The organism is Streptosporangium sp. NPDC006930 (assembly GCF_040635605.1).
GTDB lineage: Bacteria > Actinomycetota > Actinomycetes > Streptosporangiales > Streptosporangiaceae > Streptosporangium.
Window position 1 is genome coordinate 19,797 of sequence record NZ_JBEYID010000009.1, and the last position, 14,287, is coordinate 34,083.

A 14,287-nucleotide genomic window follows, 5' to 3' on the forward strand; every position below is an offset into this window, starting at 1 on the left:
GGAAAGAGCGCGGACGGGGCGGAACTCGTGGGTCGAACGAAGCAGCAGAAGGCCCGGCACGGCGTCTCTGTGATGTGGAAGTCGAACTGCTCTCCCACGGAGAGCCCCTCGCCAGGGACCGCGTCGACATCGCGACGCTGTTCGCCGAACATCACCTCGGGCTGGTACGGCTGGCGCTGCTCATGGTGGGCGACCAGGCCACCGCCGAGGACGTCGTACAGGAGGCGTTCACCCGCACCCACGCGGGACGGCGCCGTCTGCGCGACCCGGGCAGGGCGCTGACCTACATCCGTTCGGCGGTTCTCAACGGGTCGCGATCGGTGCTGCGCCGCCGCGCGGTCGCCTTCCGACGGACCGCGCCGTACGAGCCGCCGGTCTGGTCCGCCGAGCACGTGGCGCTGCTCGGTGAGGAACGCCGAGAGGTGCTCATGGCCCTGCGCGCGCTGCCCAGGCGGCAGCGGGAGGCGCTGACCCTCCGCTACTACCTGGACCTGTCCGACCAGGAGATCGCCGAGACGATGGGCATCGCCGCAGGCACCGCCCGTTCCACCCTCGCGCGTGGGCTGGCCGCCCTCGCGCGGATGCTCAAGGAGGAGTCATGACCGACATCGAGAACCGCCTCCGCGATGCCCTCTCCACCGCCGCCGCGACCGCCGAGAACGTTCGCCCGCTCACCGTCCCCGCCCGCCGCCGCTCCAGGGCACCCTTCCGGATCGCCGTCGCGGCCCTCGCCGTCGCCGTGACGGTCTTCGGAGTCGTACGGCTCAGCGCGATCTCCCAGCTGTCGAGGGAGAACATCGTCGCCATGGCGATGAGCGGCCCCGAGCAGTCGGGATACGCCGATGTGTCGGTCTTCCTCTGCAAACAGGACAGCCCCTTCCCCATCTGCGACCATGCGGCGACAGAGGATGAGCAGGAGGAGATCCGCCGGGCACTTGAGGTCCGGCCCGATGTGGAAAGGGTCTTTTTCAAAGATAGCCAGCAGGCATGGAAGGAATTCCAGAGCCAGTACGCGGACAATCCCGCGCTGCGGGAGGCGATAGCCGTCGAGGACATGCCGGAGTCCTTCCGAGCCTGGCTCAGGCCGGGGACGGATTCCAGGGCCGTCGCCCGCGCCATGGGCGAACTGCCGGGGGTGTCCAACGCGGTCGATACGCCCTGCATGCTGAGAAAAGCATCGCTGTGGTCGTTCATCACGCACTTCCTTCCGTGGTCGGGTGAGCCGGAGCAGTGCTCCTTCCCGGCGTTCAAGCCCCCGGGGGCCTGAGCGGAAGCGGACCGAACGGGTTCGGGCCGGGCGGGTGACGGCGGCTTGAGCGGTTCGCGAGTACGGCCGGGCGGTGTCGCGTGCCCGGCTCGACGACGCCGGGGTCGGGCGGCTTGTCCATGATCGCCCTTGGATGACACCCCACATCCGAGGGCATGACGCATAAGGTGAGCACGAGCCGTACCCCCAGGTTTGGAGCCATATGGGCATGATCATGGCGGTGAGTTTCACCCGCTACGGCAGGCTGTACTACCTCGATCCCGGTGAGCACACCCCCAAGGTCGGAGACAAGGTGCTGGTTCCCACCGACGCGGGCCCCGAGGTGGCCGAGTGCGTCTGGGCGCCCCAGTGGACGAGCGAGGAGGTCGGCGGGCTGCCGGTGTGCGAGGGCATCGCGACCGAGGAGCACCTCACCCGAGACGAGGGCAACAAGCGGCGCCGCGCCGAGGCCCGCAGCGTCTCCAAGCGTCTGATCAAGCGGCACGCGCTGCCCATGAAGGTCGTCGGCGTCGACTACACCGACGCCGAGAACGTCTACACGGTCTATTTCTCCGCCCCACAGCGGGTCGACTTCCGCGCCCTCGTCCGCGACCTGGCCCGCAACCTGCGCGCCCGGGTGGAGTTGCGCCAGATCGGCCCCCGCGACGAGGCCCGCCTCCAGGGCGGCATCGGCCCCTGCGGCCGCGACCTGTGCTGCGCCACCTTCCTCAAGGACTTCGAGCCGGTCTCCGTCCGGATGGCCAAGGACCAGGACCTGCCGGTGAACCCGCTGCGCATCGCGGGGGCGTGCGGACGGCTGATGTGCTGCCTGAAGTACGAGCACCCCCTCTACCTCGACGCGCACAGCAGGATGCCCCGCCTCGGGCTGAAGGTCGACACCCCCGAGGGGGCGGGAACCGTCGTGGGCCGCAACGTACCCTCCGACTCCGTCGTGGTCCGCCTTGAGGAGGGCGGCCGCCGCTGCGCGTGCCCGTCGGCGTCGGTGTGCTCCCCGCGCAAGCAGCACGACGCGGCGTACGGGGACGCGGTGAAGGTCGCCGACGGCGGCCCCGAGGGGTGACCGGAGGCCCGCGGGCGCCCGGGTTTCAGCGGCCCCCGAACCCGCGCGGTCGCCGACCGCTTGAGCCCGCACGAGGGCTCGGGTTCGACGGCTGCGGAGCCTGTGTGGTCGCCGATCGCTTGAGCCTGCACGAGGGTTCGCGTTTCGATGACCGCTGAGCCCGTGTGGCGCTCGGGTTCGACGGCCGACTGAGCCCGCGCGGGCGTAGGATGCGAGCGGTCAGCCTCTCCGCGCGCGTCGGCTCCCCCCGCCGGACCCGCGTGCGATCCCGACCCACGGACTACGGAGCGGACAAGGCGTGAAATCCCATGTGGCCGCCGTACTGGCGGCGGTGGCCCTACTGGCGAGCGCGTGCACCGGCACGGGCGCCAACGCCGGCTCCGGCAGCGGCGACGGGGGCAGCGGTACGGGCGGTGGTGAGGTAGGGGGGTCGTCGCTCACCTGGAAAGACTGCGGGGACGGCTTCGAATGCGCGAAGCTCCCCGTTCCCCTCGACCACGGCAAGCCGGACGGCGAGAAGATCGAGATCAGCGTGATCCGGCTTCCCGCCTCCGGTAACCGGATCGGCTCGATCCTCATCAATCCCGGCGGCCCCGGCGCCTCCGGGGTTCAGTACGCCCGAAGTGCCCGCACGGCGGTGAGCAAGGCCGTACGAGACCGCTTCGACGTCGTGGGCTTCGACCCGCGCGGGGTCGGCGACTCCGAGCCCGTCCGGTGCCTGTCGTCGAGCGAGCTGGACACCTACGTCGGCCTCGACAGCTCGCCCGACTCGCCGGGAGAGGTCACCATGCTGGAGGAGGGGTCGCGGCGGTTCGCCTCCGGCTGCCAGGCTCGTTCGGGCAAACTCCTGCCGTACGTCGGCACGGCCAACGCCGCCAGGGACATGGACCTGCTCCGCGCCGCCGTCGGCGACGACCGCCTCACCTACCTCGGCAAGTCGTACGGCACCCAGCTGGGTGCGGCCTACGCGGACCTCTTCCCCGGCCGCGTCCGCGCCCTCGTCCTGGACGGCGCCGTGGACCCCTCGCTCGGCCCGCTGGAGATGAACACCGCGCAGGCGCGCGGTTTCGAGGTCGCCCTCGACGCGTTCCTCGAAGACTGCCTGGCAGCCACCGACTGTCCCTTCCGCGGCTCCGTCGCCTCCGCCCGCGAGGAGATCGCCGCCCTGCTCCGCCGCGCGGACACGACCCCCCTGAGCAACGGGACGGGCGACGGCCGTACGGTGACCGAGGCATGGACCACCCTTGGCCTGATCACCCCGCTCTACGACCGGCAGGCCTGGCCGGTGCTCAGGCAGGCGCTCGACCGGGCGCTGAAGGGTGACGGCACCACCCTGCTCCGCATGGCCGACCTGTTGATCGACCGTGAGGCGAGCGGCGAGTACACCAATCAGACCGAGTCCAACCTCGCCGTCAACTGCGTCGACGCCCCCTACCCCGCCGACTCGGCCGCCTACGCCGCAGCGGCCCGTGAGGCGGCAAAGGAGGCCCCTCTCTTCGGCGCGTACGTGATGTGGAGCTCGCTGCCCTGCGCGTACTGGCCGGTCAAGGGAGGCCCACGGGAGAAGATCGACGCCCCCGGAGCTTCGCCCATCATGGTCGTCGGTACCCTCCGCGACCCGGCCACCCCCTACCAGTGGTCCGAGGCCCTCGCCTCCCAGCTCTCCTCCGGCGTTCTCGTGGGGTTCGACGGCGACGGGCACACCGCCTACCTGACCGGTTCGACGTGCGTGGACCGTCTGGTGGACGGCTACCTGATCGATCTGGCCGTCCCCAAGGACGGGACCCGCTGCCCCAAGATCGGGTGATTCCAAGGCGCGAGAAGGCTTCGGGAGCCTGTAGACTGCCGTAGGCCGTGGTGAACACGGCACGCCGCCTTAGCTCAGTCGGCCAGAGCACTTCACTCGTAATGAAGGGGTCTGGGGTTCGATTCCCCAAGGCGGCTCCAGCTCAAAGGCCCTCCCGGATGATCAGGGAGGGCCTTTTGCATGCCGTGCAGCAGTGAAATACAGCAACGAGGTCAGCCGTCCTGGTTCGAGCGCGACCACCGCGCAGACGGGGCCGCCACCGGCCACGATCACCGGCCAATGCCCGGACTCGTCCTCGGCATGCCCCGATGCGGCCCTGCCTTCGTCGATGAGCTTCTCGCCCAGGCGCGCACCATATCCCCGTCACTCGTGTAGTCGAACGCCTGCGAAATCGACTGTAGGGAGCACGGGACGATAGGACTATGACAAACTCCGCGACCGACTCATAGCCAAATGACGAAGGGACGGTTGGCGTGGCGCCGGGCCTCGGCTTCGTCCGTCAGTCTCCGGCGGCGCTGAGAGTCCGCAAGATGTCGACCAGTGTCGTCATCTGCTGGGAGGTGAGCGGCTCGAACAGCTCTTCCGCCGCCCGTTCATAGCCGGCCGTCCAGTCCTCGGCCAGGGCGGCCCCCTGTGCCGTCGCCCGAAGGAGCACGGACCGGCGGTCGTTGGCGCTGGTCTGGCGTTCGAGCAGTCCGTCGCGGACCAGCGCGTCGACCAGGGTGGAGGCGGTCCCTTGGGCGATGCCGACCGCGAGAGCGAGCTCGGTGAGCCGGACGGGCTGTGAGCGTGCCACCTCCACCACCAGGCGGGACCTCGGCGTCGACACCCCGTGCTCGCCCAGGCGCTCGTTGAAGTGACGGACGAGAACCTTCGCCGTGCGACTGAACTCGTCGGCGACCTGTGCTGCGGTGACGCCCTTCCTCGCGTGCGGCATCGCCCACCTCCCACTTGACGCATCCATCGTACGGGAGGTTACATAGACGTAGATGCATTGGCATCAAACTATTCGATTACGATGCATCTATGAGGAGCGGCCGGGGTCGCGCGCCGAGCAGCACCGGAACCGGGTGCGCACGAGGGGTGCGCGCTCAACCACAAGGAGTGGAAACGTGAAGGTTTTCGTCACTGGCGGCAGCGGTTTCGTCGGCAGCACTCTCGTCCATCGCCTCGTCGCCGAAGACCGCGAGGTCACGGCACTCGCCAGATCGGATGCGAGCTTTCAGCGCGTACGCGCGGCCGGTGCCGATCCCGTACGTGGCGATCTCGCCGACCTCCGCGAGGTCGGCTCCCCGGCACCGAGCTGGCTCGCCACGCTGCGAGAGGTCGACGCGGTCGTGCACGTCGCGGCGCACATGGAGTTCTGGGGGCCCGACTCGCTCTTCGAACGGGCCAACCACGTGCCGACGGTCGCCCTGCACGCCGCGAGCGTCGCGGCCGGGGTACGACGCTTCGTGCTCATCAGTGCCGCGTCCGTCTCCACGGGCAGCCAGCGTCTTCCTGTCGTGGACGAGTCGACGCCGGAAGGCCGGCCGAACATCGCCTACAGCCGCGTCAAGCTGGCCACCGAGCGCGTGCTCCTGGAAGCCCGCAGCGGAAGCACCGAGCTGGTGGTGCTCCGCCCGCCGTTCATCTGGGGTCGCGGAATGACGACGATCACCGAAATGGCCGAGGTGGCCGAGGCCGGACGGTTCGCCTGGATCGATCACGGCACGCACATCGTCGACTTCGTGCACGTCGGCAACCTGGTCGGCGCCGTGCTCCTGGCGCTCACGCGGGGCTGCCACAAGGGCGTCTACTACGTGACGGACGGCACGCCGATGCCCATTCGCGACTTTCTCACTCCCCTGCTGGCGACCCGCGGCGTGGATCTGTCCAAGGGTCGCAGCGTCCCGCTGGCGATGGCGGCGCCCCTGGCGGCGATGATGGACCGCACGGCCCGCCTGCTCCGCCGGAAGTCGGCGCCCCCGCTGACGAACTGGCTCGTGAGCTTCACCGGCCGGGACCGTTCCTACGACATCACCGCCGCGAGGACGGAGCTGGGCTACTCGCCCGACGTGACCCTGGAGAAGGGCCTGGCTGCGATGAGCTTCTCCTGAGCCGGGCGACGTCAGTAGGTGTAGAAGCCCTCGCCGGTCATGGCGCCGAGTCACCGGACGACATCAGCCGCCCGGCGAGCGCACACTGCGTCGTATTCCGGCCGATCTCGACGGTGACGAACTCGACACCCAGATCGGCGGGTTGTGCCGTGATGGACGCACCGATCGGTTCGCGAACCGGCGCCAGTCCACGGGTATGCCATCGTCTCGGGGTCGCCTGCTCTATGGATCTTGGATCGCGGGGGATCCTTACGTTGAATCGACTTGCGCGAACTTTCCAGGTGAAAGTCCGAGGCTAGGTTGGGGTCGTCGTGGGGAGAAGGAGGGTGGGGGAGGCTTCGATGAATCGCAGGGGGACGGGGCCGTAGCGTTCGGGGAGTTCGGCGGTTGCCTTTTGGAGGTCGGTGGTGCCTATCTCTACGGCGGCGCCGTCGAAGCGGGCGGCCACCGTGGTGATGGGGACCCCCCTGCGGGTCCAGTAGTCGATGTCGTCGGTGATGCGCTGGGCCAGGGCCTCCAGGCGGCGAGCGGAGTGGGCAGCGTCGCGGAGTTCGACGGGGGCGGCGGGGAACCTGCTGCGCAGAGCGCTGTCCAGGGTGGAGGACGGGACGCGGTAGACGATCAGCTTGGAGCCGTCGACGGTTATCCCGGCGTACTGGTCGGGGTAGGTCTGGCGTAGGTACTCGCTGACGCGGTCGGCCAGGAAGGGCGCCTCGGCCTGGCCCGTGGGTGTGGAACTCACGGCGGCGGGGTGGGGAACGGAGGGCGTGGGGCCTTCGGGGGTCGCGGCCGTGTCGTCGCCGGGGGCCGCGCATGCCGCCATGGTGGTGGCCAGGCAGAGGGCCGCGCCCAGGACGGTGGCCGTGGTGCGGATGTGATTCCTTGCACTCATGAGGACGCCTCCGATCATATTGTCCGACAAACAGTAGAACGAAAAGTGGACGGGATGCGTTCGAACCGGGATTGAAAAAATGACCCCCGTTTCCGGGAAACGATCGGCTCATGGCGCGAAAAATGGGTCGGCGCTGAGCGCCGACCCCTTTCGGTCATTGCATGTCACACCCAAGTCCGCCGATCGTCCGGTGACGATGGTCATTTCAGGGAAGGCCGCGATCACGTTGCTCCACGGGGAGTGGTACATGCGCCAGGCGCAGGTACGGCCGGCGTTCACATAACCGGTGCACGGGTACGGAGGTGCCGTTGTCGTAGGCGGAGGTCACATCGGCGGCGTACACCTGGGTGTTGTCGCTGGGGTTCACGACCTCGACCGGGCCGCCGCTGTCGCCCTCGCTGATCGCGTTGGTGAACGCCCGCTGCTCGGCCCGGATCATGCCGGAGAGAAATCCTCCAGGGACGCTCGGAACATTGAGGGTCACACCCACCGTGATGACCCGGACGTTGCAGTTGGTCCCGGAATAGGCGCCAGAGGTGCAGACGAAAAGGCCGACGTAGGAATTCTGAGTGCCGGTCGCCGGGTTGCTGTATTCCGTGAATATGTTGCCGGCCGGATGAGGTCCTCCCTGCGGGAGTCGATGAAACGGAAGCGTTCGGGTGGAAGGACAAAGGGGACCGGAGCCTTGGCCCCGGTCCCGATCACTCGACTCAGAAAGGTGTCAGGTCGGTCATCCAGGGATGATGGCGATGCCGGGGAACGCCGTGGTCGCGTTGCTCCACGGGGAGTAGTAGATGCGCCAGGTGCAGACGCGGCCGGTGGGCCGGTAGCCGGTGCAGGGGACCTGGGTGCCGTAGTCGGTGGCGGTGATGGTGCCGACGGCGTAAACCTGGTTGGTGTTGGCCGGGTTGGTGACCTCGACCGGGCCGCCGCTGTCGCCGCCGCCGGCCGCGTTGGTGAACGCCTGCTGCTCGGCGCGGACGGTGCCCTGGATCAGCCAGCCCACGTTGATCGTGACGTTGACCGCAGTGATCTTGATGGTGCAGTTGGTGCCGGAGAAGCCGCCGGAGGTGCAGACGAACTGGCCGACGATCGAACTGGTGGTGCCGACCACGCTGCTGCTGAACTCCGTGGCGACGCTGTTGACGGGGTTGTTGAAGACTCGGCCCCCGGCATTGGTGTCGATGAGGAGCACGTCACGGGAGGAGTTGCTGTGCGTGACGGTGCCGATGACCTGGCCGGTGGGGTCCGCAGCGGTCTGGCCGACCGACGCGCAGTGCGCCGAGGTCAGCATCTTGGGGACGCCCTGGTAGGTCACCGCGAAACCGGTCGTGCAGGCGGGTGACGGAGTGCCCCACACCGAACCGCCCCACCACGGCGGGCTGTCGTTCCAGCGGCTGGCGACCTTGGGTTGCACACCGTGCTCAAGGGTGACCGGCACCGCCGCGTCGGAGATCGCCGTGCGGGTCGCGCCGGCCGAGGCAGTGGTGGCCTTCAGGCCCGAGCCGTCCTGAAGGGGCTCGATGGAGGTGATCAGATCGCGGTTTGCCCGGATGAGGCGATTCGCCTCGCCCTCCAGCTCACGCGCCGAGTACCGCGCCGGCAGCACGCTGATCGCCACGTCGCGCCGCAACCGGCCCACGAGGTCGTTGATCGCCTTGGCGGGCTTGCCCTTCCAGTACACGCGCAGTTCGCGGTTCTCCGGCGCCGCGACGACGCCCGCGTAGCCGTCGCCGTCGCCCGCCAGTGCGGCGGTGATCCGGTCGGCGGCCTTGACCATCTTCTGCTGATCGAGCAGCAGGTCCTTCCACGAGGCGTAGCCACCCGGCACCGGTCCGGTGTGCTCCACGGATCCCGTGGTCCAGGGCTTGGCCGGGTCCGGTGCGCCGGCGGCCTGGGCGGTGCCCATCCCGGCGACGGCGATCATGACGCCGACCGCCGTGGCCAGGTAACGGAATCGAGTTGACCTGCGGGTTCTCAGGGGGATGTGCACTTTGGATTCTCCTAAGCGACGTCCTCGGCACTTCCGGCAAGCGACGGCCGATCAGTACTTCGTCCACGTCGGCTGGGGCCTGGCCGGCCGCGTGCGGGCGACGATCAGGGACCGGCGCCTGCGCACCGGCCCCTGATCGCTCGAATCAGATCTCGTCGATCATCCGAGGACGATGGCGATACCGGGGAACGCGGCGGTCGCGTTGCTCCACGGCGAGTAGTACATCCGCCAGGCGCAGACGCGGCCGCTGGTCACGTAGCCGGTGCAGGACACCGCGGTGCTGCTGTCGATCGCGGTGTTGACGCCCGCCGCGTACACCTGGGAGGTGTTGGCCGAATTGATGACCTCCACCGAGCCGCCGCTGTCGCCCTGGCCGACCGCGTTGGTGCGCGCCGACTGCTCGGCCCGCACCGTGCCCGTGATCAGGTAGCCCACATTGATCGTGACATTGACCTGCTGCACCTGGATGCTGCAGTTGGTGCCCGAGTACGCGCCGGAGGTGCACACCCACAGGCCCACGTAGGAACTGGAGGTGCCGATGACCGGGTTGCTGAACTCCGGCGAGGTGGAGCCGGGGTTGTTGTTGAAGACCCGGCCCGCGGAGGTGCCGTTGATCAGCAGCACGTCAAGGCCGTCGTTGTCCGGCGAGATCGAGCCGATCACCTGGCCGGTCGGGTCGGTGGCCGTCTGACCGGCGTTGCCGCAGTGGCCCGCGGACAGCATCCTGCTCGTCCCGCCGTAGGTGACGGCGAAGCCCGTCGAGCAGCCGCCGCCGGTACTGGCGTTACGCCAGGCCGCGCCGCCCCACCAGGGCGGGGAGTCGTCCCAGCGGGTGGTCAGCGTCGGCTTGACGCCGGCCTCCACGGTGACCGGCACCGCCGAGTCGGCGACCTTCGAGCGGGTGAGGCCGTGGTCGGCGCCCGATACCGTGAGGCCCGAGCCGTCGACGTTCGGCGCGATCGCCGTGATCGCGTCACCGGACGTGCGGATCAGGCGGTTCATTTCCCGCTCCAGCTCGCGGGCCGAGTAGGCGGCGGACAGGACGCTGACGGGCACCTCTTGGCGCACCTGGCCCAACAGGTCGCGGACGGACTTGGGGGTGTTCCCCTTCCAGTAAACGCGGAGCTCATGGTTCTCCGGCGCGGCCACGATGCCGGCGAACCCGGCACCGCCCTGAGCCTTGACCGCGGCGGTGACGCGGTCGGCGGCCTTGACCAGTTTCTCCTGGGTGGCCAGCAGGTCCTTCCAGGAGGCGAAACCGCCCGGGATCGCGCCGGCCGGCTCGATGGGCCGGGTGGTGGTGTCCTTGACGGGGGCGGGGGCGGGGGCCGCGACGGCCTGCCCGGCGCTCATCCCGACAAGGACGAGGGCGGCGCTGAGCGCCACTGCCAGACGACGAGGGGATCGTGGGGATCTTGTGGTGGTTGGGGGGATTTCCACCGGAATGCTCCTCTGTGACTCGCTTGTTCGGATGCATCCGGTATTCCATGCATTAAGTGGTTAATCAATGACTTGACTCTTGTTATTGAGACTGGTAAAGCATCGGCCTCATGCTGGTTTTCCGGCTTTGTGTCCACGGGGAAGTGATAGCGCTAACTGTGACTTGACCTGCGGGTATGGATTTACAGACCGTCATAATTCCAGCCAATAGCACATGTCATTAGTTGTCCGCTTTTGGACATGGCGGAAAAGCGATGATCATCGATTTAGGGCGCCCCTGGGCAGCCCGGCGTATAAGAAAGCCGTTACCGGCAGGTAGACCTGGCCCACTGGCCTCGATGTTTCGTGAGGGTGTTTTGGGTCGCGTACTGAGCGCTTTTCAGCCTGCTTCATGGATCTGCGGGACGTGAATTGCTTGATCGGCCGGCCTGCTCTTTTGGACGGCAGCGTGACTTCCGCAGTATCCGCCGACTCTTCAGCTGCGCACTGAACGTTTTTCATCCCCCTGTGACGGTCTGGCTGATCACGGAGTGGCCGCGGACTCGGTGTTTGCCTGACGAATGTGGAAAGCTCCTGGTAGACGGGTTGATCACCACAACCAGGCCGTCGGAACCAAGAGCTTCGAGTGCTTTTCCAGCGCGCCGCCGTGGGTTTGTCGCGTTCGACGCTGAACTACGTGGCTGGGCTGATACGCCGGCGGCGCAAAGCGATCGGGTCGCTCTGGCGCCGGCTCAACCCCGGACAGCGGGCCATGCCAGTCCTGGTCCACCTGCGCAGGGGGGGAGACGTTCGCCGAGGTCGCAGCCGGATTCGGCAGGTGATCACCGATCTGCTCCACCGCGACCGCCAGGGCAAGCTTTCCGGTCTGCACGGCCTCGGAAGCGGTGGGCAGTGTCTCGTAGTCGCGGGCCAGGCGGCGGTGGTGCGTGAGCGGCCGAAGGTGCGCTCGACGACCCACCGGCGAGGCAGGACGATGAATCCGCGAGTGGCGGGGTCTTGGGGCACGACCTGGGCATCGATGCCGAGGGTGGCGGCATGGTCGATGAAGTGCGTGCGGTGGCCGCCATCGATCCAGGCTCTGGCCGGTGGCGAGTTGGTTGAGCAGGGGTGTGCCGGCGACCGAGTCCTGCACGTCGGTGGCGGTGACCAGGACGGCGAGCAGTAAGCCGAGCGTGTCGGTGGCGATGCTGCGTTTGCGGCCGACGATCTTCTTGGCCGCGTCTGTGCCCTGGCCGGTGGCAGGGACGTTGGTGGAGGTCTTGACGCTTTGCGCGTCGATCACGCACGCCGATGCTTCGGGGTTGCGTCCTTCGGCCTGGCGTACCTGGCGGCGGGCGCGCCAGGCGGTCAGGACGGGTTCGATCAGCTGTCGGCGGGCATCGGGCAGATCGCTGGGACAAGGGGGAGGTCCAGCCATGGCAGTGGTCTATCGCCGACCAGATCGTCGAGCCCAGAGACTTGCAGGTCACGACAACGAACTACAGCGCCACCGCCAGCCACAAAAAACCCACGACGGATCATCTTTAAACCAGACGGGAGAAAAGCCGTAGATCACTGTCGCATCCACACCAGATGTCACTATGGGTACCGACTTTCCCAGACGTTTCACTCCCTGTACTTTCCGCTGCTTGCAGAAACAAGCACAAAACACCCTACTTATCAGCCAAACGCTCTCTGAGAGGTCAGCCGAAGGCGGCGTGTGGTGCGCTGGTGCCCTGGGGTACGCGGAACGGGCCGGACGCGCCGGGGCGGATGTCGAAGTCGAAGATCGCGGTTGGCAGGTAGACGGTGGCGCAGGAGTTGGGAATGTCCACCACCCCCGACAGCCGGCCCTCGATCGGCGCGGCGCCGAGCAACAGGTATGCCTGTTCGGGGCTGTAGCCGAACGCCGTCAGGTAGTCGATCGCGTGCAGGCAGGCCCGCTGGTAGGCCAGCTGCGAGTCGAGATAGCGCTGCTCGCCGTCCAGGGTGACGGACACCCCGGAGAAGGCGAGCCACTCGCTGTACTGGGGGGCGGTGCGGCCCGGCATGAAGATGGCGTTCTCGTCGACGCGGTACGTCCGCATGCCCTCTTTGATGACGTCGACCCGCAGGTCGATGAAGCCGCCCATCTCGATGGCACCGCAAAAGGTGATCTCGCCGTCGCCCTGCGAGAAGTGCAGGTCGCCGACCGACAGGTTCGCACCGGATACGTACACCGGGTAGAACACGCGGGATCCCCGGGTGAGGTTTTTGATGTCCTGGTTGCCGCCGTTTTCTCGCGGTGGCGCGGTGCGGGCCGCCTCGGCTGCGATTCGGTCGAACTCGGAGGAGGAGACAGAGCCGAGGATGGCGTCCTGAGGCTCGGGAGGCAGGGCCAGCGGCGGCACTCTCTCCGGGTCTGTGGCCCTCAGCGCCGACTCTCGCGTGTTCCACTTCGACAGCAGCGCCGCTGACGGCGCGGTGCCCATGAGTCCGGGGTGGGTGATGCCGGTGAACGACACCGCCGGGATATGGCGTGATGTGGCGATCTGACCGGAGAAGTCCCAGACCGCCTTGTAGGCGTCGGGGAACTGCTCGGTGAGGAACCCACCGCCGTTCTTGGTGGGGAAGATCCCGGTGTAACCCCAGCCTTGACCGGCCAGCGGGCCGCTGTCCTCCTGGGAGATGGGCCCCAGGTCGAGGATGTCCACGACCAGCAGGTCACCCGGCTCGGCCCCCTCGACCGCGAACGGGCCGCTGAGCGCGTGCACCGTCGTCATCGGGGCATCGCGGATGTCCTCGGCGGAGTCGTCGTTGTGGATCGCACCGTCGAACCACTCCCGACAGTGGACCCGGAAGCTGTCGCCGGGCTTTACCCGTGCCACAGGCGGGATCTCGGGGTGCCAGCGGTTGTGACCGATCTTGGCCTGGTCGGTGAACCTTCTGGATGAGTCGAGCGGGAAAATCAGCTCCGGCACGGTTCGGATTCCTTTCGGCGCTGTGAGACAGAGACGGTCACGGCCGCGGCAGGCGGCTGGTAGCGGGATGGGCGGTCACCGCGCGTCCGGTGCGGCGCCGCGGCAGGGACGTGACGACTTCGGGCTCGTGGGCGCTGCGCTCCGCGCGCTGCAACAGGGTGGACACGGCGTCCGGGGAGCGCGCCAGCATCGGCGCCGAGAACATCCGAAGCGAGACCGCGCCGCAGTCTGGGCACCGCACCGCGGCGGATGCCGTTCCGATCGGAAAAGTGACCTCAATTTCGGAGCAGTAAGGGCACCGATAGGCATATACCGTCATAGCGTGCGCCCTTCGAGCGGCTTCGAACCGGTCCTCTTCGGTCGTGCATCCCTCTCTGTCGCTGTGACCTGGGAAAACAGTCTCAGAGTCGGATGTATTCGCAATTTAACGCGTGAATGGAATGCAATCCATCTCGCTTCCGTCAACTTGCCCGCACAGTAAGGTAGATACCTTGGTCTCCGGGCAAAAGTGCGAGGATATGTTCCCTTGCGATAAACGCATAAATATATTTCTGTTTGCCGACCGCCCCTCCTGGAGCGGGTGGCCGGCTACCTGCGAGGTTCCCCGGTAGCCCGGCACCGGCGCTGACTCCGGCCGCCCGACATCCGTCGTGCCGGCCTTGAGCCAAGCGATAGTCGGCCCGATGTGCTCCAAGCCGCGCGCCGAACCGTCCGATCGGCTCTCGCCACACGGAGAGAAGTCCCTGGTCCCGTCAAAACGACGGGACCAGGGACTTCTTCGAGAGTCCGA

General features: G+C 67.8%; 11 protein-coding genes, 1 tRNA gene and 2 pseudogenes. 7 read left to right on the plus strand and 7 right to left on the minus strand.

From position 1 onward, the window contains the following. Positions 1 to 74: 74 nt before the first annotated feature. From ABZ664_RS17455 to ABZ664_RS17475, 5 genes are all read left to right on the plus strand, one after another. A complete protein-coding gene (locus tag ABZ664_RS17455) occupies positions 75 to 602 on the plus strand; it encodes a SigE family RNA polymerase sigma factor (RefSeq protein ID WP_362510119.1) in 528 nt (175 codons plus the stop codon). Continuing rightward, positions 599 to 1,267, plus strand: a complete 669-nt coding sequence (locus ABZ664_RS17460; RefSeq protein ID WP_362510122.1) for a permease-like cell division protein FtsX — start codon at positions 599 to 601, stop codon at positions 1,265 to 1,267. Before ABZ664_RS17455 ends, ABZ664_RS17460 begins: the two co-directional genes overlap by 4 nt. 208 nt (positions 1,268 to 1,475) lie before the next feature. Continuing rightward, complete coding sequence (gene ricT, locus ABZ664_RS17465; protein ID WP_362510854.1) at positions 1,476 to 2,327, plus strand: regulatory iron-sulfur-containing complex subunit RicT; 852 nt, start codon at positions 1,476 to 1,478, stop codon at positions 2,325 to 2,327. 298 nt (positions 2,328 to 2,625) lie between these two features. Further along, entirely contained in the window at positions 2,626 to 4,134 is a 1,509-nt protein-coding gene (locus tag ABZ664_RS17470) for an alpha/beta hydrolase (protein ID WP_362510124.1), read from the plus strand. A 63-nt stretch (positions 4,135 to 4,197) separates the two neighbouring features. Beyond that, a tRNA-Thr gene (locus ABZ664_RS17475) sits at positions 4,198 to 4,274 on the plus strand. A gap of 359 nt (positions 4,275 to 4,633) precedes the next feature. Here ABZ664_RS17475 and ABZ664_RS17480 read toward each other — a convergent pair. After that, positions 4,634 to 5,071 carry a MarR family transcriptional regulator gene (locus ABZ664_RS17480; RefSeq protein ID WP_362510127.1) on the minus strand — a complete coding sequence of 146 codons (438 nt, stop codon included), beginning with the start codon at positions 5,069 to 5,071 and terminating at the stop codon, positions 4,634 to 4,636. 175 nt (positions 5,072 to 5,246) lie between these two features. Between ABZ664_RS17480 and ABZ664_RS17485 the strand changes: the two genes are divergently transcribed. Then, positions 5,247 to 6,233 (plus strand): NAD(P)-dependent oxidoreductase, encoded by a 987-nt coding sequence (locus ABZ664_RS17485; protein WP_362510130.1) that lies wholly within the window; start codon positions 5,247 to 5,249, stop codon positions 6,231 to 6,233. Positions 6,234 to 6,528: 295 nt separating this feature from the next. Here ABZ664_RS17485 and ABZ664_RS17490 read toward each other — a convergent pair whose 3' ends face one another. The 4 genes from ABZ664_RS17490 to ABZ664_RS17505 all read right to left on the minus strand — a co-directional run bounded on the left by ABZ664_RS17490 (position 6,529) and on the right by ABZ664_RS17505 (position 10,504). Further along, positions 6,529 to 7,125 carry a hypothetical protein gene (locus ABZ664_RS17490; RefSeq protein ID WP_362510133.1) on the minus strand — a complete coding sequence of 199 codons (597 nt, stop codon included), beginning with the start codon at positions 7,123 to 7,125 and terminating at the stop codon, positions 6,529 to 6,531. 205 nt (positions 7,126 to 7,330) lie between these two features. Next, complete coding sequence (locus tag ABZ664_RS17495) at positions 7,331 to 7,564, minus strand: hypothetical protein (RefSeq protein WP_362510136.1); 234 nt, start codon at positions 7,562 to 7,564, stop codon at positions 7,331 to 7,333. Between the two features lie 291 nt (positions 7,565 to 7,855). Next, entirely contained in the window at positions 7,856 to 9,118 is a 1,263-nt protein-coding gene (locus ABZ664_RS17500; RefSeq protein WP_362510139.1) for a hypothetical protein, read from the minus strand. A gap of 159 nt (positions 9,119 to 9,277) precedes the next feature. Then, positions 9,278 to 10,504 (minus strand): hypothetical protein, encoded by a 1,227-nt coding sequence (locus ABZ664_RS17505; RefSeq protein WP_362510141.1) that lies wholly within the window; start codon positions 10,502 to 10,504, stop codon positions 9,278 to 9,280. A 679-nt stretch (positions 10,505 to 11,183) separates the two neighbouring features. Between ABZ664_RS17505 and ABZ664_RS17510 the strand changes: the two are divergent. Beyond that, positions 11,184 to 11,370, plus strand: a pseudogene (locus ABZ664_RS17510) (IS5/IS1182 family transposase); the annotation flags it as partial. Positions 11,371 to 11,432: 62 nt separating this feature from the next. Here the strand turns inward: ABZ664_RS17510 and ABZ664_RS17515 are convergent. Beyond that, positions 11,433 to 11,975: pseudogene (locus ABZ664_RS17515) on the minus strand (transposase); the annotation flags it as partial. Between the two features lie 265 nt (positions 11,976 to 12,240). Next, on the minus strand, positions 12,241 to 13,497 hold the full coding sequence (fmdA, locus tag ABZ664_RS17520) for a formamidase (protein ID WP_362510144.1): 1,257 nt from the start codon (positions 13,495 to 13,497) through the stop codon (positions 12,241 to 12,243). Positions 13,498 to 14,287: the final 790 nt, after the last annotated feature.